Raw genomic sequence first — 25,754 nt, 5'->3', positions numbered from 1 at the left:
GTTATATGTGAAGGAGAAAAGATTATTACCGCAATGCCATTTGGGGATTATGCTCAGGATTGATTGCAATAGCAATTAAAATTGCACAAAATTTAATTTGATTTCAACAACGATGAGGAAAGCGAGTATAGAAAAATGAAAAAATACCTTCAACTGTTCATGCTGCTGCTCATTTTATCAGCATTTTCTTTAGTCGGATGTGAAGGGGATACGACCACTAACGTCGGTAAGCTCGAATTTAAGAATCCATTGCAAATTCCGCCAATACTTGAGCCAATCACAGATTCGGAGGGGAAGAAACACTTTGCCTTAACCATGCAGCCAGGATCAACCGAGTTTTTGGAAGGAAAGCAGACACCGACTTGGGGGATTAACGGATCTTATTTAGGGCCGACCCTCCGAGTTTCGCGCGGCGACCAAGTTTCTTTCGATGTGATCAATCAATTGAATGAAAGCTCAACCTTGCACTGGCATGGCATGCGATTACCCGCAGTAATGGACGGCGGGCCGCATCAGATGATCGAAGCAGGAGCAACCTGGAAACCTTTTTGGACAATTGAGCAGCCGGCCGCGACAACATGGTATCATCCCCACTTGCATGGGAAGACAGCGCAGCACGTTTATCGCGGTCTTGCAGGACTATTTATCGTGGAGGATGAAGAGTCTAAAAAGTTGCCTTCGGAATATGGAGTTAACGACATCCCGATTATTATCCAGGATAAATTATTTAAGGGCGACGGGTCTTTTAACGAGAATATGAGTATGACTCCGTTTGGATTGTTGGGCAATCAAATCTTGGTAAATGGGACACTCGATCCTTACCTGGAGATCACTGCAAGTCAGGTTCGTTTTAGATTACTGAATGGTTCGAATGCGAGAGCTTATAATATCGGCTTTTCAGATAATCGTTCATTTTATCTGGTCGGCAATGATGCGGGACTTATACCCGAACCAGTTTTATTAGATCGTTTGTTGCTAAGTCCGGGTGAACGTATAGAGATCGTGGTGGAGTTTGAAGCTGGCGAAGAAACGATCTTGCACAGCTTTGCAGGCAAAGACGGAATTGAAAATGGGGAGTTTGATATCGTAAAGATTATCGCTGATGCAAGTTTATCGGCTTCGTCGCAACTCCCGGATCAACTTACCGCTGAGCCGCTCATCGATGTGCCCGAAAATGTAAAGGTACGTAAATTCGAACTCACAACGAAATCTGCAATTAATGGCAAGGAAATGGATATGAATCGTATTGATGAGGTTGTTCCGGCTGGGGCACGTGAAATATGGGAGATCACGAATAAGGGTTGGGATCATAACTTCCATATTCATGATGCAGCATTCACCGTAATGGACAAGAATGGAGAAGTGCCGCCATTGTATGAGCGTGGGAGAAAAGATACGGTCTTTATTCCGAATGGCACTACAGTCAGACTGGCCGTCGACTTTGGAAGCTATCCTGATCCCGATACGCCGTACATGTATCACTGTCACTTATTGTATCATGAGGATAGCGGTATGATGGGGCAGTTTGTCATTGTCGAACCAGGCACCGAATCCCAAGTATCGAAAGAGTTAAGCAAGAGAGGTCATGACCATTAATATAAGACACAGTGCAAGCCATTGTATAAGGAGTGCTCCATAGGAAGAAACGGAGTTAACCGAAATTTTATATATATGTTCTTGTCGGTTCTTCTTATGTCTAATGACACAAAGGTGTCTACATTTCTTAAAGTTAAAAAAGCCTGACTTATCAGGCTTTTTTGCTGCTATAGAAGAGAGAGAGATAAAAGCCTTACCTGAGCCAAGAAGAGGATTCCGCAATATCAGAGGTTGTGCTGAATCGGGCATGCTTGAATATAAATAGGCGCATTCCCGTTATTTAGGTACTCGTCCATTTTTTGCGATATTGATGCGGCGTGATTCCCATATGCGTTTTAAACCATTTGCAAAAATAAGAGCTATTTGTTAATCCAATCTCCTCCGCAATAAGCGAGATCGGTTTTTTGGTAGTCGCAAGGAGCTGTATGGATTGATGAATCCTTCGGGCTGCTATGTATTCCGTGATGCTGATCCCTGTCGCTTCTTTAAAGAGATGTGACAAATGGTAGGGAGATAGATGCAGCGACTTCGCCATATCGTCCAATCGGAAAGGAATCGTATAATTCGTTTCAATCCAGGTTAAGATGTGCTCCACCCGATGATTTTTACGGGTTTGGTAAGTTGAACTCCGTTCTTTCCGCTTATCCCAGATTGGTTTCAAGGAGCGAAAAAGTGCGACAAGAAACAGCGAAATTTCTTCATATTTTTCCGTGTCGGACAGCGTCGGGAATCGATCGTTCATGCTCTTGTATGCACCGTCCAGGTAAGGGTCGTCGACCTCATATAAACAAGGGAAAGGAAGATTGCCTAGATAAATATAATTGTAAAATTCATGGAGAGCGGGCCACTGTTTAAAATAAGCATCAAACACGGTCGGTTCAAAAATCGCAATCGAACGTTCGAAGCATTGATGATCGTCGTATTCAAGCTTTAGGTGGTGGAGTTGACAGGGCTGAAATATACAAAGCATGCCTGGCTTAATCTCATAGCTATGGTTGTTAACGATCATGGTTCCCCTTCCTTGATGAATGTACAACACTTCAAGGCCAAGATGGGAATGGAAAGTCTCTTTATGCTCGTAATTTTCGCTTTTACGTCTATAGGCAAAGTACAAGGGAGAGATACTGTAGTTGCTTGCAACCAATGACAACTTGTTTGCCTCCTTCTTCCTCGTCTTCGTACATGCTTTGAATATACCATACAATCCGCAATCTAGCGTTATTTTTCCCCCATAGCCAAACACATTTACAAGGCTGCACCGGATATAATTTTTATATAAAAAATAAAGTGGGGAGGCAAAAATAACGTATGTTAAAGGTTGCGATTATAGGTACGGGTGCAATTTCGCCCAGTCATATCGAAGCCTATCTGCAGTTTAAGGACCGCTGTAAAATTGTTGCCTTATGCGATCTTTACCCAGAGAAGGCTGAAGTGAGGCGGGAGCAGTACGGACTGGAAGCTAAAATCGTACATGATTATAAGGAACTTCTTCAAGACGGAATTGATCTCGTGTCCATTTGTATGCCTCCGTACGTTCATGCGCAGGTTGCGGTCGATTTCCTGAACGCAGGAAGCCATGTCATTGTAGAGAAACCTATGGCAGCGTCGCTTAAGGAATGTGATGACATGATCGAAGCGGCACGGAATAACGGCAAGGTGTTGTCCGTGATCGCCCAGAATCGATTCAGAAATCCGATTATGAAGCTTAAACAAGTGCTGGATAGCGGTCTGGCCGGCAAGATTCTACATACCCAAGTGGATTCTTTCTGGTGGCGGGGCCATTGTTATTACGACTTATGGTGGCGCGGCACTTGGGAGAAAGAGGGGGGAGGCCCCACTCTGAATCATGCCGTACATCATATCGACGGATTGCTGTGGATGCTAGGTCGTCCTAGCCACGTACAAGCTTACATGGCTAACGTTGCGCATGACAATGCCGAGGTTGAGGATTTATCCATCGCGATGATGAAATATCCGAACGGAGCTTTGGGACAACTTACCAGCTCGGTCGTCCACCACGGAGAAGAGCAGCAATACGTCTTCCAAGGACAGTTTGCACGGATTTCCGCCCCATGGCGGGTAACGGCTTCCACTTCCTTGCCGAACGGATTCCCTGAACGCGATTTGGAACTGGAAGAAAAAATTCAGAAATACTATGACGAATTGCCGGATTTGCCGTACGAAGGCCATGCCGGTCAGATCGACAATGTGCTGAGCGCGATCGAGAAGGGAACGCCGGTGCTCATCGACGGAGAAAACGGCCGCAGCACATTGGAGTTGATCATGAGCATCTACAAATCCGCAAGCATGGGAGAGAACGTACAACTTCCGCTACGAAAGGATGATCCCTTCTATACACAAGAAGGTGCCCAACAAAATATTCCTTATTTTTATCAAAAGGGCAAGAGCGTTGAGAATTTTGAGGATGGGAAGATCACGACAGGAAGCAATTATGGCGAAAAACAATGATGATGGTGGAGGCTTATCATTATGCAGAAAAGCGACGGAATGAACTACGCCCCGAAGGGGAAGCCCAGTCCGGTGGCGAAGCCGGGCGAATGTATCATCGCCGCTGTTGCGCTCGACCACGGACATATTTACGGTATGGTGAACGGGCTGATCGAAGCGGGAGCAACGTTAAAGTGGGTATATGACCGCGACCCCGCCAAAGCTGAGGCATTCGCGCGGACCTTTCCTCAAGTTAAAATCGCTTCATCGGAAGACGAGATATTTTCCGATCCGGACGTTCTCCTGGTTGCAGGCGCGGCAGTTACATCGGAACGCTGCGCGCTCGGTCTTAGGGTCATGGACGCAGGTAAGGATTACTTTACGGATAAAGCGCCGTTTACGACGCTTACGCAACTGGAATCGGCCAGAGCAAAAGTTCGTGAAACCGGAAGAAAGTATATGGTGTACTACAGCGAAAGGCTGCATGTGGAATCGGCGGTTTATGCCGGACAGCTAACCCAGCAAGGCGCGATTGGCCGAGTAGTCCAAGTGACAGGGTTCGGTCCGCATCGCCTGAATGCACCTTCCCGGCCGGAATGGTTCTTTCAAAGGGAACGCTACGGAGGGATCCTTTGCGATATCGGCAGTCACCAAGTTGAACAATTTCTCTTTTACGCCGGCTGCGAGAAGGCGGAGGTGCTCCACAGCAAAGTCGGTAATTACCATAGTCCTGAATACCCGGAGCTTGAGGATTTCGGCGACGCTACACTGTTAGGGGATAACGGAGCCACGCATTATTTCCGAGTTGACTGGCTCACACCGGACGGGTTAGGTACTTGGGGGGACGGTCGTACGCTCATTTTGGGTACGGAAGGATACATCGAGCTAAGAAAGTATATCGATATCGCCCGCGACCGTGCCAGCGATCATGTTTATCTGGTCAACAAAGAAGGAGAGTATCATTTTCAAGTGTCCGGTAAGGTTGGATATCCCTTCTTCGGCGAACTGATTCTCGACTGCTTGAATCGAACCGAGAAAGCCATGACCCAAGCGCATGCTTTTATGGCGGCAGAACTGTGTCTGAAAGCGCAGCAGAAAGCTATGCGGATAACGTAGTGAATTCAAGAATTATAGAATAGATGATTTTCTGTGAGACTTCACGGGGTTCACTAAGATATCATCAATAGCACGGTCTAGGCAGAGAGAGCCTAGACCTCTTTTTAATGCTTCTCCTGAGTACGCCGCCAACATCGGTTCGACTAGTCAGACAGGACGAACAGCAATCGCGTTTGCAGCTTTAAATGGCCGCTCAACCACAATCCATCCTGCGAACGAAACAGCGACTGCCATGGACGAGAAAAAAAGTCCTAGACTGTCGCTGTTTCATTGAACTAATGTTACCGGTTAGTTAAGCGACAGGTTTTCCTGCACGCTGAACTTGATGTTAGCTGCCTGACACTGCGCGAATATTCATAAACTTCCGGTTGTGATTGCGCCTGCACGCTCGTAATTCACGACAATAACGCCATTCGGGGCGACTTTGCTTTCCGTCACCTTAAATGCTGCCGGGGTAGTGCCATCAGCAAACAACCGCTTTCCACTGCCCAACGTTATAGGATATATCATCAGCCAGAACACATCCACCAAATCATGCTTGATAAGCGTCTGGATGAGATCACCGCTTCCCCAAACGTGCAAATCTGGTCCTTGCTGTTGCTTGATTTGAGTGATTTTTCCCGCAATATCTCCACTTAAAAACACGGACGGCTGCCATACGCCAGATGTCATGGTGTTCGAGACGACGTACTTGGTTGCCTTGTTGGCCCTCGGCCATACGTCCGCATGTTGCGGCCAATACGGTGCCCAAATTTCATAGGTTTTGCGCCCTAACAACAGATCGAACGGCATGTTCATCTGCCTTCTCAGTAGCGTTCCAACAATCTCGTTAGAATATGGCGCTGACCACCCGCCATATGCGAAACCGCCGCTGATATCTTCGTCTCGCTCGCCTGGGGCTTGTATGACACCATCAAGGGAGACATGTTCAAGCACAATAATTTTTCTCATAATTGAGTTCCTCCTACATCTGGATTACTGACTATTCTAGCGTTTTTTTTATTTTATCGGTACAAGTTCTTGTCCCGAGTCAAGGCCAAGAACATAGTCCGTTTACAGATTAGATGAATATCTAAGTATTTTTAAAATTGTCTTAAATGGAAACCTTATTTTAGATTGTGTTAATCTGTCTAATAGAGAACACCGTGTAGAGAGAGGGATGTTAATTGAAAAGAAGCGTGTTATATATTGAAGATAATGAAAAAATAGGCAGCTGGGTCAAAGAAGAGCTGGAACAGCGAGGGTTTTCGGTTCAATGGCTGCTTTCTGGGGAAGGTGCCGAACAAGAAGTAAGCCCGCATGAAGTAGTTATTTTGGATATCATGTTACCCGGGTTAGACGGATTTACTGTGGGAAAACGATTAAAGAAGGCAGCCCCTGCTGTTCCTATTTTGCTGTTATCTGCTCGAACATCGATCGATGACAAGGTAGATGGATTGCAATTTGCCGATGACTATTTAACGAAACCATTCCATACGGATGAATTAGTTGCAAGAATAGAAGTATTAATCCGTCGAAGTGGTGGAACGCATTCCGAACGCATTTCATTAGGGGATCATATTGAAGTAGATCCAGAAGTTCAAATGGTATATGACAAACGCACAGGAGAAGAAATTATATTAACAGGGAGGCAGCATCAAATATTAATGTACTTTTTACGCCACCCTAATCAGGTTTTGCCCAAAGAACAAATCTATGAAGCGATTTGGCAGGAAGCTTATATTACTGGTGATAAAACCATAATGGTACATATCCATCGATTGCGTCAAAAGCTGGAACGTGATCCCGATTCCCCGGAGATTATTGAAACGTTGAAGGGAATAGGCTATCGGGTGAAACTATGAAACAGAATAGATCCTTATTTCGTCGTTTTCTAAAAGTACATTTTCTATTTATCTTTTTACCTCCCATTGTGCTTATTTTCTTCAGTGCGTTTTTTGGGGTTTCTGACATTAATCAAAAAGAAATGAATACGTTAGATCAATTCTACATTACCGTGTCACTATTTGGTTTTATTATGGTCGCATTTGTTGTAATATCTTGGCTGTTCTTCTTGAAACTTCGCAATCGTCTCACCCGCTTACAGAAATACATGTCATTTTCAGTTGAAAATAACTCATTTCCCAAACCCGTATCAGTTCAAAGTGATCGTATGGATGAAATAGACCAGCTAGGAGCTTCTTTTAATTGGATGATTCAACAGCTTGAAGACAGTCGCAAGCGAGAATATGAAGAGGAATTGCTACGACATCGGCTCATTGCGAATTTATCACACGACTTACGAACGCCACTTACCATTTTGAGAGGTCATGTCACCAGATTAAATAAAGAATCCATGAGCATTGATGGACAAAACTCGTTAACAGAGATCAACCATACGATTACAAGAGTTGGAGATCTTATGAATGATTTACTTTCCTATACACTGCTTACTTCAGGGAAACATCCTTTTGGGCCTGTTTCAACAGATATTGTGCGTTTAGTAAGAGCATCTGTTGCTGCGTGGTATCCCGTTTTTGAAGAAAAAGAAATTCAGCTGGATGTTAATCTACCGGCAGAGGAGACCTTTTATTGGGAAGCAGATCCTACATGGATGGCACGGGTTCTGGACAATTTATTTCAGAATATTCTTCGCCATGCAGCGGAGGGGAAATATGCCAACATTGTGGTTGATGTAGAACAAGAACAGATCATTGTTGCGGACAGAGGTCCAGGTATGGATAACTCTTCCTATGAGCTTGGGGCGGGGATTGGTTTATCGATATGTAATTTTATGTTGAACAAAATGAAGCTGATGGCTGACATTACATCCAATGAAAATGGCACAAGAGTAACTATTGGTAGAGCTTAACTTAAAGTTAATCCAGAATTAAACAGGCTGATAAACGTGATGTAACTTTGCTTCTTTATAATGGGAACCATAACAGAAAGGGAGTGTTATGGTTGATTGAAATTAATAACTTAGTCAAACATCGCGGAAATCAAGAAATCTTATCAGGTATCAGCTTTAAAGCTAGGCCAGGTAGAGTAACTGGTTTTTTAGGTCCAAATGGGGCAGGTAAAAGTTCTACACTTCGCATATTGCTTGGATTAGATCGTGCCACCTCAGGAAGTGCACTAATTAATGGCAAGCCATTCGCAAAATTATATAATCCTGCAGCAACAATAGGTGCAACATTGGATGGATCTGGAGCTCATCGTAGGCGAACAGGGCGGGCACATTTACGATGGATTGCTCGTGCCGCAGGATTGTCTCACTCACGTGTCGAGGAAGTTCTGAACATGGTAGGTCTTACTAAAGCAGCTGACAAAAGAGTCGGGAATTATTCTCTTGGTATGGGGAGAAGACTCGGAATGGCAGCTGCGCTACTGGGTGATCCCAAAATATTGGTTTTAGATGAACCCGTGAACGGGCTTGACCCGGAAGGAATTCGCTTTATTCGGACATTTTTACGTGAACGTGCTGAGTCCGGAAACACGGTGTTACTATCCAGCCATCTAATAGGAGAGCTTGCAGAGACTGTTGATGATGTGGTGATTATTAAGCATGGGAAAATCGTTGCAGATGGAACATTGGAGGAAGTAATGGGTAACCATTCCTCGCTGGAGGAAGCCTTTTTTGCCCTGACATCTGACAAAGCAGGTGTCGTTGTATGAGAGCATTCAACGCAGAACTATCTAAATTGTTCTCCCTGCCCGGCATGTGGCTTGCCTTTCTTATTGGAGCATTTGCCCCAGCGTTCATATCTGCCTTGGACAGTATAGCACAAAAAGAGGAGATTATAGCTGGGGTTAGCGCACGACTATTGGAAGTTGGCTATATTGGACTAGCTCTTGGTGTGCAAGGTGTCATTATTCTAGGTGTGCTTGCTGTCAGCAGTGAGTTTTTGACAGAGAGTAGTGAATCTGGCGGAGGTCAACAGATTACAACAAGTTTAACTGTTGTTTCATCAAGGCTTTATTTTTTGCTGGCAAAAGCAGGCGCTGTGACAGTAATCAGCATACTGTTTTGTGTTGTGGCTATAATGACAACTTTGACAGCTACGCATCTGGTTCTTGGTGAATATACCCCTGCATTTGAATGGTCTAAACTGATCGGTGCAGTTTGTTACTGGACATTCACTGCTCTTTTGGCATTTGGGATTACTGTTCTAACTAAGAATGGCACGATTCCGCTTGCTGTGCTCATCATAAATACATCCGTAGTATCATTCAGTTTCCTGCTTTCTAAGGTTACAAAGTTGGCGTTATACTTACCAGATAGGGTTGGCCTTGAAATGTTTATGTTTCTGAGCGACAGATTTCTCTCCCCGTTTACAGGCGGCTTAGTCATGTTTGCCTGGGTAGTCGTTCTTTTCATTGTTGCAGCTATTGTATTCCATAGGAGGGACGTTAACTCATGAGTGTCCTTTCCAGAAGAAACAGAACACAGATCCTTCGTGCTGAACTAGATAAATTAGTTACATTACCATTGACATGGCTCACTCTTATGGGTGCATTCATTCTTAATTTACTTTTAGCCGCAGCTTTTACTTCGGTTGGACTACAAGGTGCAGCAGGGACGCAAAGTATACTGAATATAGGGCTTGCTACTATGGGATATCTTCAAGCAGGGTTCATTATTCTTGGAATCCAAGCTGCTTGTTCGGAGTATACCGATGGACAGATTCGAACTACATTAATTACGATACCTTGGCGTGGGCTACAACTATCCACGAAGTATTTGGCATTGGCAATCATAACCATTCCTGCGGCTTTTATTATTACTGCATCAGGAGTACTTTATAGTTTTATTAGGATGAGAGACACAGCAGTAGGGTTTGAAATAGGCATCATGATCAAAGCATTAGCAGGTGCAACAGGCTATCTAACCTTAACCGCACTTCTCAGTGCAGCTATGGGAGCTTTATTAAGACGCACCACACCTGCTTTAGTGGTACTGCTTGGTTATTATTTCGTTATCAGTCCATTGACGAGAGATTTCCTGACTAGGTTTAAAAATTATTTTCCGGATACGGCAGGGTATTATATGTATATGATGCCTTCTCCTGATGAAATAAACGCCCTTACACCAATGCAAGGGACAGGTATTTCAATATTATGGACAATAATCTTTATTACAATAGCTATTGTATTTTACCGTAGGCGAGATGCTTAAGTTAAAGTTTCATCAATTCAAAAATATAACGGTAGTGATTTTTGATTATCGATTAGATGAATATCTAAGTATCCCAATGCTACTTGGAGGAGGTTTAAGTTCAATCTCGGTGAACCGTATCACAAATTGAGGCAATACTTCTGAAGAAAAACTTGCAGGCCTGTATTTCCAGAATGCGGACCCTTAAGAGTAGGTTAGGTCAGTCTTTATCGAGTATATGGTGTAAACAGGCTTATGCCGCTTTTTTATTGTTATACAACATATGGATTTGGTTTGAATGACAGATTCATTCTATAAGCTTTTGTCTTGTTTTCTCCGTTATATGGGGTTGCTTCTTTATGTTTCCCTCCTGCTAGCGAATAAGAATATCATCCGACAAATCATAAAAAACCGAATGAGATAGGGATTTAATCAATTTAATTACGCATAACTAACTGGTTGAGGGACAAGAACATGGTCCCATAATAAGTCGCTATATTAGCGGCTTTTTTTTGTATTCAACGAAAACTAAAAAATTTCTGCACAAACCGTATTGACATTGTTGAACTACAGTTGTAGTATTAATTTGCAACTACAACTGTAGTTTGCAAAAATAAAAATTAAATTATAGGAGAGGAGCATTACAAATGAAAGCAGCAACGAAAGTAGCAATCGCGACACTAAGCAGCATTTTATTAATGGGTTCTTCCGTAAGCCTCGTGGCGAAGGCGCAATCCTACGAGAAATCCCAAGAAGCCGCTGTTAAAAAAACAGCCGAAGCAGCCAAGCCTATATCTGCTGAGGAAAAAAAGTTTATCGAACAAGAGATCCAGAGAGTGAAGAAGTTGACCCAAGAGTCGGGTGATATGTATGTCCTGTATCATAAGTACCCAAAATTAAATAGCGGATTTGATATTAGCTATTGGGGAGGGGTACATGAATTCGCTACATACGAGGACTACTTGAAAAAAGCTTCAACCCTGAAGGGGTCCATTCTGCAGGAGCCTGCCAGCCTGCCAAAGGGATATAAGTTTTTATCAGCGGTCATTGAAGGTCCGATCGAAGGAAAGTTCGTTGATGAAGTAAGGGCCGAAGGTAAGAAGAGCGGAAAGCCCATCTATGTGAAAAAGATCGATTGGAAAGAGGCGGCAACCATCCGTATTAAATATGCGAGCGGAAAAGACACGCTGGGCTTTTCCAAGTATACGGTAGATTCGAAGGGAAGCAAGAAAAAAGGTTTCTTTGACGATAAGCTGCCGAAGCATGTCTTTCCAAAATACGTTTTTTGGAATGATGGCGGCAAATTCGAATACAGCATTTCAACCTCCTCTTTGGATATGTCCAGGAAACAGAAGATCGAAATGCTAAAAGCAGCCGTGAAAAAATAACATTTTGCGCCAGCTATATTTTTTCTCGGACAGGCGCTCCAAAATACGATGACATGGGTTCTTTTGCAGATCATCATGCCGGACAGGCGGGGCGAATCATTTTTTCGTGTAACAAAAACGAGAAATTACGGTCTGCCAAACAAGTTGACATTACTAAACTACAAATGTAGGATGTGTATTATTACTACATATGTAGTCTGAGTAAATTGACTTTGGAGGTTTCATTCATGAATCAAATACCACCGATTACGGATGCAGAACTGGAAATTATGCGAGTATTGTGGACAAATCCGGACTGCCCTTCCAGCGAGGTCGTAAAACAAATGACGGATCGAATGGGGTGGAGCCCCAATACGACCCGGACGCTCCTAAGTCGTCTGGTGCAGAAGGAAGCAGCGGGTGCGAAATTGGAAAAGGGTTCAAAGCGCACCCAACTATTTTATCCGATCATCAGCGAGCAGGAGTATCTGCAGTTCGAAACCAAATCTTTCATGAAAAAGCTTTATGGGGGAGCTTTAAAGCCGATGCTGGCTAACTTTCTGCAGGATAAAAAACTGAATGCGCAAGAAATCGAGGATCTAAAGGCTTTGTTTGACGATAACCGCAGCGACGGGGAAACAGAAAAGAGAGAGCCCTGATGAGTTTTACATTGTATGAAAATTTATTATCTATTTTCGGCTGGTTAATTCGCGGATCGTTCATGGCCTCCATCCTGATCGTACTTGTCCTGATCCTGCAATTTCTATTAAGAAACAAGATTGAGGCCAGATGGAAATATTGGCTATGGCTTCCTGTGGCCATACGCTTGCTGCTCCCTTGGGCTCCGGAATCCTCGCTTAGCCTATACAATGTTTTGTCTTTGGAGGCCATAGCACCCGGTATTCATCAACAAACTCAGGTTTCATCGGGTGGGAAAGAAGCGGGGAGAATAAGCGAGGCGACGGTTCATGTGGAGCGCTCTACAAACCCGGAAGCAAGCGGAACCTCGGAAGTACCTGCTCCATCCCTTGAATCGGGACTCGTGCAGGAGAGTGGCTTTTGGTGGAAGGGGTTCAACCAAATAGGCTTCACCAATACGCTGATTGCGGCTTGGCTTGCGGGGGTGCTGCTTCTTGCCGCGAAAACGGTATACGACCAGCTTCGATTGAAACAAGCCCTGCGCACGGGCCGAAAGATAGATACGCCTTTTCTATCGGCAGTGTTTCACGAGACGAAACAGCAATTAGGCGTGAAGCAAAAAGTGCAATTTCTGTCCAGCGAGCAAATTCCTGGACCTGCCGTGGTCGGTTTTAGCAAGCCGGCGATCGTCATTTCGCCCAGTCTGCTCATCACGCTGAAAAAAGATCAACTTCAATATATTCTGGCGCATGAGTTCGCACATATTCAGCGACGGGACATCGCCGTGAACTGGTTGATCCATATCATCCTGATACTCCATTGGTTTAATCCGTTATTATGGCTAGCCGTACGTAAAGCAAGACAGGATCAGGAGATGGCCTGCGATGCATGCGCCTTGAATCGGATGAGCCCACAGCAAAACAATGCATACGGACAAACGATCATCCACGTGTTGGAGCATTTTTCAGGAAACCAACGCCAGCCGGGGCTTGCCGGCCTGTCCGCCACACATAAACAAATGAAAAGGAGACTTACGATGATTAAACATTTTCACAAAAAATCATACCGCCTGTCCATTCTGGGGCTGGGGATGATTCTAGCGCTTGGCAGCGTGACATTGGTTAATGCAAAGGAAAGCGATGCGGGGAGCGTAACACCAAAGGCTTCCGTACAATCGGAACAGGATCTAAAAGCTGCTGGGAATAATGATCAGGATATTATCTACCCCGAGGGGGATGTAGACCGTGAGTTCAACAAGAAAGAGCTGGAAAAGGCCCGGAAAAAAGCAGAAGCAGCAGCCAAGGCTCTAACTCCAGAGGAAAAGAAGTATATCGAAGATGAGACCAATAGAGTGAAGAAGCTAAGTAAAGAGACAGGTGATATGTACGTTCTGTATCATAAATATAAGGATCTTAACAGCGGTCTCGACCTAAGTTATTGGGGAGCGGTAGAAAAATTCTCTGCTTACGAGGACTATTTGAAAAGAGCTTCCACTCTGGAGGGTTCCATTCTGAAGCAGCCCGCCAACCTGCCGGAAGGATATAAGTTTGCCAAAGCGAGAATTGAAGGTCCAACCGAAGGAAAGTTCCTTGATGAAGTAAGGGCCGAAGGCAAGAAGAGCGGAAAACCCATCTACGCGAAAAAGATAGATTGGAAAGAGGCGGCAACCATCCGTCTTGAATATACGAACGGGAAAGATACGCTGGCCATTTCTAAATATATGCTAGACGCAGAAGGAAGCAAGAAAAAAGGTTTCTTTGAGGATGACTTACCGGCATATATCTATCCAAAATACGTTTTTTGGCATGAAGGCGGCTTCGAATACAGCATTTCAACCACATGGGATATGTCCAAGGAACAGAAGGTCGACATTCTGAAAGAAGCGGTGCAGAAATAATATTTTGAGCAAGCTTTGGTCTTGCGCCGGTAAGCCCATGCAGTCCTGGAAATAGGATTGCATGGGTTATTTTATTGATCATGATTTCCTTGTAAATTGACACAAAAGCCCCCTTGTAATTAACGGTAGGGTGTTTCACACTTTTTAGAAGGCTTTTTACATATCGAGCTTCCTGTCGGAGGACAAAAACATAGTCTCATTGCAAGTCGCTATTAAAGCGGCTTTTTTGTTTTATCGGTACAAGTTCTTGTCCCGATTGCCGTAAATGTTTATTAAGCTAACGGGCAGGAATGTTGGGAAATGGAAACGAATACATAATCTAGCTTCCCAAAATAGGTTGATTAACGTGATTTCAACATTCGAGTAATGAAAGCATCATAAAACTAAAAGGGGTAACTTTTAATATGAAGGATTTACAAAGTTTTGTTTCAGATTACACGAAAGATAAGAAACATTTACATCTTGCTATCGGGATTATTAGGGAGGGAGATATTGAATACTTTTCGTTTTGTAATAGTAAAAAGAAAAGTATGGTCCCTCCTGAGAATATGTTGTTTGAAATCGGATCCATAACCAAAGTTTTTACATCAATACTTTTATTAGAAATGGAACAGGAAAAACTGCTTTCCTCGGATGACATGGTTGGTAAGTTTGTGCAGAACGCTGAAAACGATTATTTGAATAAAATTACCTTGAGAAGCCTTGCTACTCATACCTCAGGATTACCTATATTGGCAACCAACCACATTTTGGCTAAAAAAAGATCGAATCCTTATTCAATGTACACCGAGGAAGATTTGACTGCTTTTTTAGCTAATGCTGACTACACGGATAGCCTTGGTTCGTTTGGATATTCCAATATCGGTGTGGCCCTGCTGGGAAACATTCTATGTAAGGTGTCAGGAAGCAAGTATGACGAACTGTTAAAAAAATATATAACCAGTCCATTAAAGATGAATGAGACAGCCGTTATGCTTGATACAGAACAGGATGGCAGGTTTTTGAATGGACATGCCTCAACTGGGAAAAGAGTCCCTCACTGGGATCTCGGTATACATGAAGGTGCAGGTGGTATTAAGTCCTCTGTTAACGATTTGAGTTTATTTGTCCAAGCCAATCTAAATGATGATAATCCGATAGCCTCTACACTACAAAAAAGTCATCTCCCGATATGGATCGGAAATTCAAACCGTTATTTTGGCTGGGGTGAGGATAAACTTCTAGATAAAGATATCCTCTGGCATAACGGGGGTTCAGCTGGTTTTAATAGTTATCTAGCTTTCAACAAGGAACTCCGTGTAGGAATTGTGTTGCTATCAAACTATTCTTTTTTCTCCAATGTTCTTATGGATTATTATTTTGCTCAAATAATAAAATGGATTACTAAAAAAGAGCCTTCTCAAGGAACGATGATAGACTCTACAGGTAAAAAAATATTTGAAGCAATCATACATAGAGAAAAGTCATTAAAGTAACGGGAGACGATAGCTGAATAAAGCCAAGAAGGCAGCCGGTCAGATTGATCAGCTGCCTTCCTTAAATTAATGGGCAGGATAGCGTGGTGCAATGGTTCATTTGTTTAGATAATGTGAAAAGTCAAGAATGGTTTACAAGGTGAAACAGATATGGATGTCCAATCCAGATGCGCAGGCGGTTGAACTGCTGAAGTAGCTAGCGTACAACCACAAAATATACGGACAGGCAGTCTGAAGGCTGAAACGGGCCCAAAGGCTGCCTTTTTGCTCCCTACAGAAAAGCCCGACCGCTGGGATTGAAATGCGCCATTAAAATTTGTATGTTGGATTCATACCATTTTTAAGCAAAAGGAGCCATGGCCGGTGAGATTGGCAGAGGATTATCTTAGGCTGCGAAGCGCTTATTCCGACGAAAAAGAAGGGGAGCCGTTCCGGGTGACGATCGACGGGCTGGCCGAGGCCCTGTACTGCACGCCCCGTAACGCCAGGCTGATCCTGCGCAAAATGACGGACGCCGACCTGGTCCGGTATGCGGCCGGGCAGGGCAGGAGCCATCGGTCGGAGCTGACGTTTCTGGCGGACAAGCGGGAGTTCGTGATTCTGGAAGCACAGCATTACGTGAAGCAAGGGGACTTGCAAGGCGCGCTGCTCTGGGTAAAGGAGCAGGCGGGCGAACCCGAAGTGAAGCAGCGGTTCATGGACTGGCTGACCGGGTATTTCGGATATCGCATGGAAACGATTGGGGAGGGCCGTATTGTGGAGACGCTTCGCCTGCCGATATACCGGCCGATCGTGACGCTGGACCCGGCGGACGCGATGTATGCTTTCGACACCCATATGATCCGCCAGATCCATGCGACCCTGGTCGAGCTGGATAGGGCGACCGGCAAGGTTATTCCGGGCGTCGCACTTCATTGGGAGCCCAGTATGGATGCCTGCTGTTGGACATTCTATTTGCGGAAAGGCGTGACGTTTCACGACGGCACGGAGCTTACGGCCGATGACGTCAAATACAGCCTGTTCCGCGTTCAGCAGGAATCCAAAAATCATTCCTGGCTGTGCAGGGACATCGTTGAGATCTACGCTGAATCCCGCTATATAGTCCGCATGGAGCTGCGTCAGCCCAATGTTCTGTTCGCGGTATTTATGTCTCACACGGGGGCAGCGGTCCTTTCCCGCAACACTAGCGAGTCCGGGACCGGAAGTGTTCCCGGCAGCCTGCCCGTCGGGGCCGGGCCTTACCGGATCGCTAAGTTTACGCCGGGGATGTGCGTTCTCGAGGTATTCCCAAATTATTATGCGGCCCGGGGCCAGATCGATCGTATCGAAGTGATGATCATCTCGGACACCGGTGGAGAATGGACGGTAGAGACCAATCCGGGGGTACTGGTCGTCGAGACGGGAGAAGCCCGCCGTCAGGAGCTGAAGACATGGCGGCGCAGCCGTCTCGTCACCGGATGCAGCATGCTGACCATAAACCTCGCAAAGCCGGGAATCCTGCAAACTGGTTCCTTCCGCAGAGCACTTGGACTTGCGGTTGACCGGAGCCGCATGGTTCGGGAGCTGGGGTACCCGTACTCCTTTCCATGCCCCGGTTTTCACCTTGAGCCGAAGCCGGCTTCCGCTGATCCAATGTATGATCTGGAAGAGGCAACCAGGGAATTGAAACGGTCCGGATACAGCGGAGAGGGGCTGAAGCTGTACGCTTACCGGCGTCATGAGCAAGCGGCTTACTGGCTTCAGCAGCAATATGGTCAGGCCGGGGTCCGGCTGGACGTGCATATTGTACCCTGGGAGGACATGATGAAGGAAGAGCGGATCCGGGAGGCGGACCTGATCCTGTTTGAGGCGTTGCTGAGCGAGGGGCTGCTTCGGCAGATCGAATATTTGCTGTCCCGGTACAGCTTCATTCGCAGCATGCTGGATCCCGAATTGCTGGCGGAGGTAGATGGGCTTGTGGGGCAGCTGCTTCAGAAGGCGGAACCGGAAGCCCGGGACGAGGCGTTTCAGCGATTGGAGACCTGGCTGATGGAACGCGGCACGGCCGTCTATTTGACCTACAATGAAGCCCGGGTGCTGTTCCATCCGGCGCAGCAGGGTGTAAGGCTGAATGCTGCCGGTTGGGTAGATTTTAAGGACATCTTTTTTAAAGGAGAAGGGTAATGGCGGGAGAGCTATAACGGATACGGTACGGGAAAACATGACATGTGACGAAAGGGGAAATGTTTCCCGGAAAGATTACCTTTTTCTTAAACCTGTGCGGCAGTACAATGATCACAGCAGATGAGATGAAAATTTACCAACGAAGCGAAGGTGAACGGTATGGAAATTATGTTGGATGATTTAAGAGGGCCGGAAATTGCCGCGTTGATCCGCGAGCATCTTCAAGGCATGGCGGAGGAGTCGCCGCCGGAGAGCGTGCACGCCCTTGATCTGGACGGGCTCCGCCGGCCGGACGTGACGTTCTGGAGCGCGTGGGAGCAGGGAGAACTGCTTGGCTGCGGGGCACTCAAGGAGCTCGATCCTGGCCACGGCGAGATCAAATCGATGCGGACCGCATCCGCCCACCTACGTAAAGGCGTGGCCCGATCCATCTTGGCCCATATGATTGAGGAGGCCCGGCGGCGGGGATACCGGCGGCTGAGCCTGGAGACAGGATCGATGGCGTCGTTCGAGCCGGCAAGACGGCTGTACGCGGCCTTCGGGTTTGAGGAGTGTGGGCCATTTGCGGACTATACGCTCGATCCTTACAGTACCTTTATGACCCGAGAGCTGTAACCTAAACTTGCGGAGCTTGATGTAAAAAAAGGACATGCTTCCTGCCACCAACTCACGTCGGAGGACAAGAACATTGTCCCATTGAAAGTCGCTATTTTAGCGTTTTTATTTTATCGGTACAAGTTCTTGTCCCGAGTCAAGGACAAGAACTTGTACCGATTGCCGTAAAGGACAAGAACAGGAGCCGTTTACCGATTAGATAAGTATCTAACTAAGCTTCCAAGCAATTTCATTAAGCTAACGGGCAGGATTGCTCAATACAATCATAGAATACCTAAAATCGGATTTGATGTTAGGAGGGCAGCGCTATTATCCAGCGATGATTTATTATCCATGTACGATTCCCGGTTGATGGCGCTACATGTATATGATAATAACTGAAGTTATGCCCAACACAGGTGACACTTTGGTACGATTTATGGGTCTACAACCGTGAAAAAACTGCGAAAGTTTAGCGGATTTTGTGCAAAGATGAATTAAATCAACTTATACATAGCAACCGCACCACTAAATCGATAGACTCTAGTTGAGGTTGTAGTGATGAAGGACGGCCGTCTCATACGAAGGAGTGTAACAAATGAACGAAATCATAAAGAAGAAGCTGCTGGACAAAAATGAACTGCTGGTCAACATGGTGATCGAACGCGCAAGAAGAGATTTTCTAGACGATATCGCAATTATTGGGCTTACTGGTTCGTTTAGCACCGGGGACTTTCACGAGAAGAGCGATCTTGATTTAATTATCATAAATAATACAGAAAGGGGATGGGGAATATCCGATTGCTTCATCTTGGATGACGTTGGCTATGACATCTATTGCACACCATGGGATACGAGAATACACGCACAATCCATCTTAGAGAGTCCCAACGTATCGAGCCTAACCGAGCTCAAAATTCTCTATTATGCAAAGCCTGAGGATTTGGAGAAATTGAACGACTTTAGGCAAAAAGCTCTTGATGCGCTTGCGGAGCCGATAGGAGAAGCGTGTCTTAACCGAGCAAAAAAATGGATCGATCTGGCTAAGCAAGCATACAGCGATACGATGCTGGGTGATAATATTGGTTTAGTGAGACATGCATCTGCCGGCGTTCTGTACAATCTGGTCAATGCATTGGTCAGCATGAATAACACGTGCATCAAACGAGGAATCAAGCGATATTTAGAAGAAATACGCTCGTATCGCTATGTTCCAGATGATCTCGAATCCTTATACATGTCAGTCATCGAAGCTCATACCATTGAAGATATCCGAATGGCTTCTTTTAATATGTTGAACAGCGTTACGAGGTTACATAGCAAGATGTGTGATAACTTCATTGTTAAACCCACTCCGACATTTGATAATCTGAGGGGAACTTACGAAGAATTGTGGTGCAACTACCGCAATAAAATCTTGAACAGTGTTAAAACGAACGATGCCTCCTATGCCTTTCTTTCGGCCTTTGGAGCACAAGGATATCTTGATGAAATGGCTGCGGAGAAAGGAACCAAGAAATTTGATCTCATGCAGTACTTTGATGCAAGTGATTTACCAGTAATGAAAGAGAAGTTCCTTGAAATGATGGATGAATATGTAGACGAATATGGTAAGGTCGGCAGAGAAGTCGAACGTTTTACAACCTTCGAGCAATTATATGCCCATTATATCAATCATTGATCTTATATCCCAGTTCGTAATAAGTCCGCGGAAACGTGACGGTTGACAAATATATCCAATAAAATGGGATTTTTGAAGGGCCGTGTAGAATTAGTTTCTATACGGTCTAATACGAGTTTTATTAGAAATCAACCAGCCGGACAATATATGTCTCATGACACAAAAGTGACCACATTGTTGGAATTTGACACAAATAAGACTACATTATAGATAAGACGTTATACCGAGGGGGAAATGTGATTAAAGTTGATTTAAAAATTCTAGTTTTGATTATTGGTATATTCTTAATTTCATCATACTTAATTGGATGTACAATGAATAAGGAATCAAGTGGGGAAACAAAGATTTTCGAAATTGCCAATACAGAAGAGGTTTTTGGTAAAAAGGATGAAGAAATGGTGACTGTTAGAAAGCACTATATGATTCTAAATCCACCGAAGGATTTAATACAATTGAAAGAATTAGTTGAAAAATACAGTAAGGATCATCCAGTTGAAGGCGAAATTAAAATAATAGAAGGAAAAAACCGGATTTTTTATATGTACTTCTATAGGGAAAGCAAGGATTTTCCAAGAGACTGGCAGCCCGATGAAAGCTACATGAATACAGATCGGATAGAACATCATAAGCATGATCTGATTACATCAATAATTTGGTCAGATGTAGACTCACAAAAAGAATACTATAGTTATGACAAAAGTAAGGAAGGGAAGGTAATTAAGAGAATGCATTTTATTGAGGATCAGCTTGTTGAGTGATACACTATCCATCCACTAAAATATAAAACAGATATGCAGCAGGTTACATTTTATACCGTGATGGCCGGTTGATATATTAAATGTGTCTTTATTTATCCTTGTAGATGTTACATATTCTCAGCTCCTTGCGTTTAGCGATCATATAGAATTACTGTAACATGGCTGAACGGAGACGACAGAGAAACTTATTTGTCAAAGGACAAGAACATAGTTCCATAGAAAGTCGCTAATTTAGCGGCTTTTTTGTTTTATCGGTACAAGTTCTTGTCCCGAGTCAAGGACAAGAACATGAGCCGATTACCGATTAGATAAATATCTAACTATGTTTCCATGTAATTTCATTAAGCTAACGGGCAGTTTATCGTGAAAGGATCTCGATATGGATTTTGATTACATCAGATTCTAATTATGGAGATTTGGAAGAGGAAGATGGAATTCATAATAAAGAATGCATGTAAGAAGAAGGAACAAGCAGTTGCGAGTTAGGTCTTACTATATAATCATAGTTCGGTATTACTACTTTCTATCTGTCCCATTGGACCTAGATCTGTTATTATAAAACAAATAACGGAAAAGGCGAGGACATCAGCATGGCTAAAAAATTGAATATCTTTTTATCTTTTCTAATATCTATTATCATCGCGTTCAGCTGCGGTGTGTATTTCTCGGAAGACTTGGGTTATAGTCGGAGTGAACCAACTATAGTTAAAGCTGAGCAAACAGTGGATACCGAAAACGAACCTTCCAACGGAGATGGCGAAAAAGGCGCAACGATTTCCACGGCTCAGAATCAAGGAGGTAACGAAACGGCCAACGACGAACCCGAAGCTACCCGAGTGACTGCGGAGAATCGTTTCAGCGACCCAAGAGAGTTCAGATACAGTGTCAATTCAGCGAACGGTATCACGCTGACGTGGCTCGTCGATAATTTGACCGGCAAAACGATCAACTACTATACCGTGAAGGTCAGCACATTTAATCCCGTAGGAGACCCTTCGTATGATGAACACTCCGGAAAGAACTCATTCAATCTTCAATATGTCGGTCCGGTCATACCGGGGTTAGAACTCGGTGTGTTTGAGCTTTTCACGTATCAAGGTGCTTTGGATTCAATACGTATCGACGAAGTTGAACTGGAATACGCGGACGGCACCAAAGAAACCGTCGTCTACAATCGCACGACTAAGGACGATAGCGGGCTCAATACTAGATAGGAAAGTTTATTGCCACTTGCATAGTATTCATGTAAGAGGAAAGAACATACATATCCATTTAAGTCCGCGTTTTACGCGGATTTTTTATGGTTTGAATTTTGTTATTTTCTCGTAATTTAGATTGAAATATCTTCGAGTGTATATTAGGATATTGAATGTTCATGGTGAACAAACTATATTTTTATCGATGTCAGATAAGGTACTAGATCCGATTTCAGTCGTTCAACTAACGGGAAACGTTAGTTATTAATAAAGATAGGGGGGCAGCCGGTAAAATTATCGGCTGCTTTTTCGTTAAGACAACGGGCAGATTAGCGTAACTTCGATCAACATAAAACCAAAAGTTGGACGCAAACTCCGTGTGGCAGTGTTCAAGTTGACTTGGAGGAATTAGGGGTAGGTTGCCTCTGCCGATTCATCCCTAATTTGAATTTTTACCGAGTGGATCTATGTACTGCTTCCCATCCTCCGAAACACATATACGGGGATCAAGGAAGTGGCCCTGTCCTCTTAGAGGCAGCTCGTGCGATGGGGATGGATCAACGGAAAGCCTTCGGAAAGTAGAACTTCCGCTAGCAATGCCGGTTTTTATGGTGGGAATTCGGACGGCAACCGTTCTGATCATCGGAACTGCAACCATAGTGGCTTATATTGTGGCCTTGGTAGTATCATCCTCTTGGAAATCGACCGAATCGACCGGAATGATAACGGATTAATCGTGCTTGGAGGTAGCCACTTTTGTGTCAATTATGTTTCATGATTTGTCAATAGACAATATATGTCGGTGTCGAGGGACAAGAACATGGTCCCTTTGAAAGTCGCAATTAGTGGCTTTTTTTGTTTTATCGATACAAGTTCTTGTCCCGAGCCAAGGACAAGAACATGAGCCGATTGCCGATTAGATAAGAAAGTTCATTAAGCTAACGGGCAGATTACGTCAACAAATCTGATTGTAGAGGTGTCCCATATATTGTAAGATTGCGTAGAAGGCTAAGCTTATTGGGGAGCTGTGTAAAATGAAAAAATTGATTTCTCAAGCTTACACATTACTTAATGAACATGGGTTCGATTGGTCAATTTGTGGTGGTGCTGCTATTGATTTATATCTTGGTAGACAGACCAGAATTCATAAAGACTTAGATATTGCTGTGTTCTGGGAAGATAGAAATTTGATCATTGATTTGATGTTAAGTTCGGGATGGAGGGTGCTTCAGGCTTGTGGTGGTGGAGTAGTCCATGAACTGAATAAGAAACAAGATGAGAAGTTTGAAAAGAGGAATCTATTTTGTTTCACTGTCAATGAGCACCGAGTTAAACTTGAAGCGATTGGACAAGACAAATATCGGTTTGGACTAGAGAAGGTTGAACAACAATACTTTACGTATGTAGAGTTTCTCTTCAATGAGCGTAATTATGGAAATTTTTTCTTGCTAGGAGAAACTAAAATAAAACGCGAACTAAAAAAATCCATTTTATCATCATCCGATGGAGTTCCATATCTAGCTCCTGAAATAGTCCTTTTTTATAAATCAAGTTATTTAGATGGCAGCGATGCTGACTACCATAATCAAGACTTCGATTCAGCCTTAAAATGTTTTAGTTTGTAGCAAAAACAATGGTTAAGATGGGCTATTGAGACGGAGTATCCTCAAGGTCACGTCTGGTTAGAAAGGTTAAACTAACGAGAAACTATAGCTTAATGAACACCGCTGCAGCCGCGTTTCGGCGAAAGTCTATCATTTCTCCGTGGCCGGCATTGTTCGCCAGATGATTGAAAGTGGGGCTATCCCAAGTAGATTGCAAGGTCGAACAGACTGTCTTAGCAAAGGCCGCAAAGCTGGCGATGTTTCCAACATCGAGTTGTAGAGCGACTGCTAGAGTCTAGCTGTATATGTTCGGATGATAAATTTCAATTTTGAACGGATGCGCCCCTTTTACACTCAGGCGCATCCTTGGACATGCTACACTGATTTTGTCAATTATTATATTGAATTGTTGAGTGTATTTTCTAGTAAATCATCGTTGCTCCCTGTTTTGCAACCATTTAACCGTCCCAATGAAGCCTGCCAGTCCTATTAAAAATACCAGAAAATAACTGATACCTGCCAAGGGAAATGATGCGACGCCGTTTTCCTGCAAATGCAAAGCAGGTACAGACCAGGGCAGGTACGTGCCAATGGCAGTAGGCCCAAATACCAATGCCAGCATCAAAGTTGTAAAAGCAAAGCCGATCGGCACCAGATAACCGCGCGATATACAGGCCAATAGGGCAAGAGGGGCACTTAATAAAAGGTGGAGAGCACCAATGATAAGTATTAGGAACAAATAATGTTGTACAATCGCGAACGAAAAGCCAGGAAGGCCAATAGCAAAACCAAGTACTAAGGCATAAGCAAAGCTGATCAACATCACTACAAAACACCAAAATATAATTGCGACATATTTGGCAATCGCTATTTTACCGCGCGATATAGGCAAACCGAGCAAATCCTTAAGCGTCCGATCAGAATACTCACGGCCAAATGTCCAGCTTGTCACCAATCCAAACCCCAGCAGCCCAAACACGGATGCATACAAAAACGCAGTCCGTTCAAAAAAAGAAGGCCAATCGGGCTGTCCCAAGAACAACGTGATGACAAACAATATAAACAGAAGCGTGCCCCATAAAACAAAGGATCGACGCAATTTGTAAATTTCAACGCTACAGGCTGTCAACAATGGTCTCATTTTCGTTTTCCCTCCTGGGCTCCGATTACTTTGAGAAAATAATGTTCCAAATTCTCTTCTTCAATGTTAAGCATGGTGAGCGGCACTTCGTGATGAGCAAGCAATCTCGCAATATGTTCGGGATGCTTCACGGCATGATCATCCGGTAGTGCAAGGCAGTTATCCGGAATCGAATGTACCGCATACCCGGAGTCTGAAAGAATTGCTTGAGCCTTCCGAGCATCCTTCGTACCGATCATCAACTGCTTTCGGCGGATGGTTTCAAAGTCTTTTGTTGTCAGTTCTTCAAGCAATACGCCTTTGTGAATAATGCCGATTCGAGAAGCCATTTTGGACATTTCCTCAAGGATATGGCTCGATATAAACACGGTAACCCCTTGTTGAGAAGCTAGAGCTTTCAGCATCTCCCTTATCTCGACAATTCCGGCAGGATCAAGCGCATTGGTTGGCTCATCAAGAATCAGAACGTCCGGCTTATGAATTAACGCTTTGGCCAATCCAAGTTTCTGCGCGTTACCAAGTGACAAATCTCTTGCCTTACTATCCGCATATTGGGTCAAATTCAATTGCTCCATAATTTCGTCAACTGCCCTCGGAACCGGTAATCCTCGCAACCTGGCCATCAAACTCAAGTTTTCCCTAACCGTAAAGTTAGGGTAGGCATAAGGAACTTCCACCATATAACCTACTCGTCTCGACAAATCTGGATTCCCATTCGCCCAGCGCTGACCAAACAAATACACTTCTCCGGAAGAAGGCTTACTCATTCCGAGAAGAGCTCGAATGGTTGTCGTTTTCCCTGCGCCATTCAACCCCAGGAATCCATAGATTTCTCCTTTTTTAACGGAAATCGAAACGCGATCCACAATGACTTTATTTCCGTATTGCTTTGTCAGGTTAATGGTTCGAATAATCTCTTCCATAGAAACAGTCCTTTCCGTA

General features: G+C 44.3%; 22 protein-coding genes and 1 pseudogene. 19 read left to right on the top strand and 4 right to left on the bottom strand.

Translation table 11 applies throughout. The annotated features are described in order from the left end of the window. The first annotated feature begins 135 nt into the window (after positions 1–135). Entirely contained in the window at positions 136–1,596 is a 1,461-nt protein-coding gene (locus tag PAEVO_RS08640; protein WP_100537180.1) for a multicopper oxidase family protein, read from the top strand. A 280-nt stretch (positions 1,597–1,876) separates the two neighbouring features. Here the strand turns inward: PAEVO_RS08640 and PAEVO_RS08635 are convergent, their stop codons facing one another. Continuing rightward, positions 1,877–2,746: an AraC family transcriptional regulator gene (locus PAEVO_RS08635; protein ID WP_100537179.1), complete on the bottom strand. Its 870-nt coding sequence runs from the start codon at positions 2,744–2,746 to the stop codon at positions 1,877–1,879. A 158-nt stretch (positions 2,747–2,904) separates the two neighbouring features. Between PAEVO_RS08635 and PAEVO_RS08630 the strand changes: the two genes are divergently transcribed. Both PAEVO_RS08630 and PAEVO_RS08625 read left to right on the top strand, forming a co-directional pair. Then, positions 2,905–4,065, top strand: a complete 1,161-nt coding sequence (locus tag PAEVO_RS08630) for a Gfo/Idh/MocA family protein (protein WP_100537178.1) — start codon at positions 2,905–2,907, stop codon at positions 4,063–4,065. 21 nt (positions 4,066–4,086) lie between these two features. Then, positions 4,087–5,160, top strand: a complete 1,074-nt coding sequence (locus PAEVO_RS08625) for a Gfo/Idh/MocA family protein (protein WP_100537177.1) — start codon at positions 4,087–4,089, stop codon at positions 5,158–5,160. Between the two features lie 354 nt (positions 5,161–5,514). Here PAEVO_RS08625 and PAEVO_RS08620 read toward each other — a convergent pair whose 3' ends face one another. Further along, the gene (locus PAEVO_RS08620; RefSeq protein WP_100537176.1) at positions 5,515–6,111 is read right to left on the bottom strand and encodes a dihydrofolate reductase family protein; all 597 of its coding nucleotides are present in this window, start codon (positions 6,109–6,111) and stop codon (positions 5,515–5,517) included. Positions 6,112–6,326: 215 nt separating this feature from the next. Here PAEVO_RS08620 and PAEVO_RS08615 point away from each other — a divergent pair, with 215 nt between their 5' ends. The 16 genes and pseudogenes from PAEVO_RS08615 to PAEVO_RS08540 all read left to right on the top strand — a co-directional run bounded on the left by PAEVO_RS08615 (position 6,327) and on the right by PAEVO_RS08540 (position 23,692). Beyond that, complete coding sequence (locus PAEVO_RS08615) at positions 6,327–7,004, top strand: response regulator transcription factor (protein WP_100537175.1); 678 nt, start codon at positions 6,327–6,329, stop codon at positions 7,002–7,004. Beyond that, a complete protein-coding gene (locus PAEVO_RS08610; RefSeq protein ID WP_100537174.1) occupies positions 7,001–8,011 on the top strand; it encodes a HAMP domain-containing sensor histidine kinase in 1,011 nt (336 codons plus the stop codon). Before PAEVO_RS08615 ends, PAEVO_RS08610 begins: the two co-directional genes overlap by 4 nt. A 92-nt stretch (positions 8,012–8,103) precedes the next feature. Next, entirely contained in the window at positions 8,104–8,817 is a 714-nt protein-coding gene (locus PAEVO_RS08605) for an ABC transporter ATP-binding protein (RefSeq protein ID WP_100537173.1), read from the top strand. Further along, on the top strand, positions 8,814–9,563 hold the full coding sequence (locus PAEVO_RS08600) for an ABC transporter permease (protein WP_100537172.1): 750 nt from the start codon (positions 8,814–8,816) through the stop codon (positions 9,561–9,563). The genes PAEVO_RS08605 and PAEVO_RS08600 overlap by 4 nt, the downstream gene beginning before the upstream one ends. Next, positions 9,560–10,318 carry an ABC transporter permease gene (locus tag PAEVO_RS08595; protein ID WP_100537171.1) on the top strand — a complete coding sequence of 253 codons (759 nt, stop codon included), beginning with the start codon at positions 9,560–9,562 and terminating at the stop codon, positions 10,316–10,318. The genes PAEVO_RS08600 and PAEVO_RS08595 overlap by 4 nt, the downstream gene beginning before the upstream one ends. A gap of 626 nt (positions 10,319–10,944) precedes the next feature. After that, the gene (locus tag PAEVO_RS08590) at positions 10,945–11,685 is read left to right on the top strand and encodes a hypothetical protein (protein ID WP_100537170.1); all 741 of its coding nucleotides are present in this window, start codon (positions 10,945–10,947) and stop codon (positions 11,683–11,685) included. 227 nt (positions 11,686–11,912) lie between these two features. Further along, positions 11,913–12,323 (top strand): BlaI/MecI/CopY family transcriptional regulator, encoded by a 411-nt coding sequence (locus tag PAEVO_RS08585; protein ID WP_100537169.1) that lies wholly within the window; start codon positions 11,913–11,915, stop codon positions 12,321–12,323. Next, the gene (locus tag PAEVO_RS08580; RefSeq protein ID WP_100537168.1) at positions 12,323–14,200 is read left to right on the top strand and encodes a M56 family metallopeptidase; all 1,878 of its coding nucleotides are present in this window, start codon (positions 12,323–12,325) and stop codon (positions 14,198–14,200) included. Before PAEVO_RS08585 ends, PAEVO_RS08580 begins: the two co-directional genes overlap by 1 nt. Positions 14,201–14,604: 404 nt before the next feature. Then, positions 14,605–15,675: a serine hydrolase domain-containing protein gene (locus PAEVO_RS08575; protein ID WP_100537167.1), complete on the top strand. Its 1,071-nt coding sequence runs from the start codon at positions 14,605–14,607 to the stop codon at positions 15,673–15,675. Between the two features lie 363 nt (positions 15,676–16,038). Continuing rightward, positions 16,039–17,838, top strand: coding sequence for an ABC transporter substrate-binding protein (locus PAEVO_RS08570; RefSeq protein WP_100537166.1), 1,800 nt, complete (start codon positions 16,039–16,041; stop codon positions 17,836–17,838). A gap of 159 nt (positions 17,839–17,997) precedes the next feature. After that, positions 17,998–18,453: a GNAT family N-acetyltransferase gene (locus PAEVO_RS08565; protein ID WP_100537165.1), complete on the top strand. Its 456-nt coding sequence runs from the start codon at positions 17,998–18,000 to the stop codon at positions 18,451–18,453. Between the two features lie 577 nt (positions 18,454–19,030). Beyond that, a complete protein-coding gene (locus PAEVO_RS08560; protein ID WP_100537164.1) occupies positions 19,031–20,113 on the top strand; it encodes a nucleotidyltransferase domain-containing protein in 1,083 nt (360 codons plus the stop codon). Positions 20,114–20,349: 236 nt separating this feature from the next. Beyond that, positions 20,350–20,871, top strand: a complete 522-nt coding sequence (locus PAEVO_RS33735; protein WP_100537163.1) for a hypothetical protein — start codon at positions 20,350–20,352, stop codon at positions 20,869–20,871. Between the two features lie 722 nt (positions 20,872–21,593). Continuing rightward, positions 21,594–22,085 carry a hypothetical protein gene (locus PAEVO_RS08550; RefSeq protein ID WP_243390687.1) on the top strand — a complete coding sequence of 164 codons (492 nt, stop codon included), beginning with the start codon at positions 21,594–21,596 and terminating at the stop codon, positions 22,083–22,085. Between the two features lie 445 nt (positions 22,086–22,530). Next, positions 22,531–22,812, top strand: a pseudogene (locus PAEVO_RS34095) (ABC transporter permease); the annotation flags it as partial. 289 nt (positions 22,813–23,101) lie between these two features. Then, the gene (locus tag PAEVO_RS08540; RefSeq protein ID WP_100537161.1) at positions 23,102–23,692 is read left to right on the top strand and encodes a nucleotidyltransferase domain-containing protein; all 591 of its coding nucleotides are present in this window, start codon (positions 23,102–23,104) and stop codon (positions 23,690–23,692) included. Between the two features lie 409 nt (positions 23,693–24,101). Here PAEVO_RS08540 and PAEVO_RS08530 read toward each other — a convergent pair whose 3' ends face one another. Together PAEVO_RS08530 and PAEVO_RS08525 are read right to left on the bottom strand one after the other, a co-directional pair. Continuing rightward, on the bottom strand, positions 24,102–24,812 hold the full coding sequence (locus PAEVO_RS08530; RefSeq protein ID WP_100537160.1) for an ABC transporter permease: 711 nt from the start codon (positions 24,810–24,812) through the stop codon (positions 24,102–24,104). Then, complete coding sequence (locus PAEVO_RS08525) at positions 24,809–25,735, bottom strand: ABC transporter ATP-binding protein (RefSeq protein ID WP_165789639.1); 927 nt, start codon at positions 25,733–25,735, stop codon at positions 24,809–24,811. The genes PAEVO_RS08530 and PAEVO_RS08525 overlap by 4 nt, the downstream gene beginning before the upstream one ends. Between the last annotated feature and the right edge of the window lie 19 nt (positions 25,736–25,754).

This window comes from Paenibacillus sp. GM2FR, from assembly GCF_002803325.1.
Classification (GTDB): Bacteria; Bacillota; Bacilli; order Paenibacillales; family Paenibacillaceae; genus Paenibacillus_AQ; species Paenibacillus_AQ lautus.
This window is presented reverse-complemented; position numbering and strand designations above follow the sequence as displayed.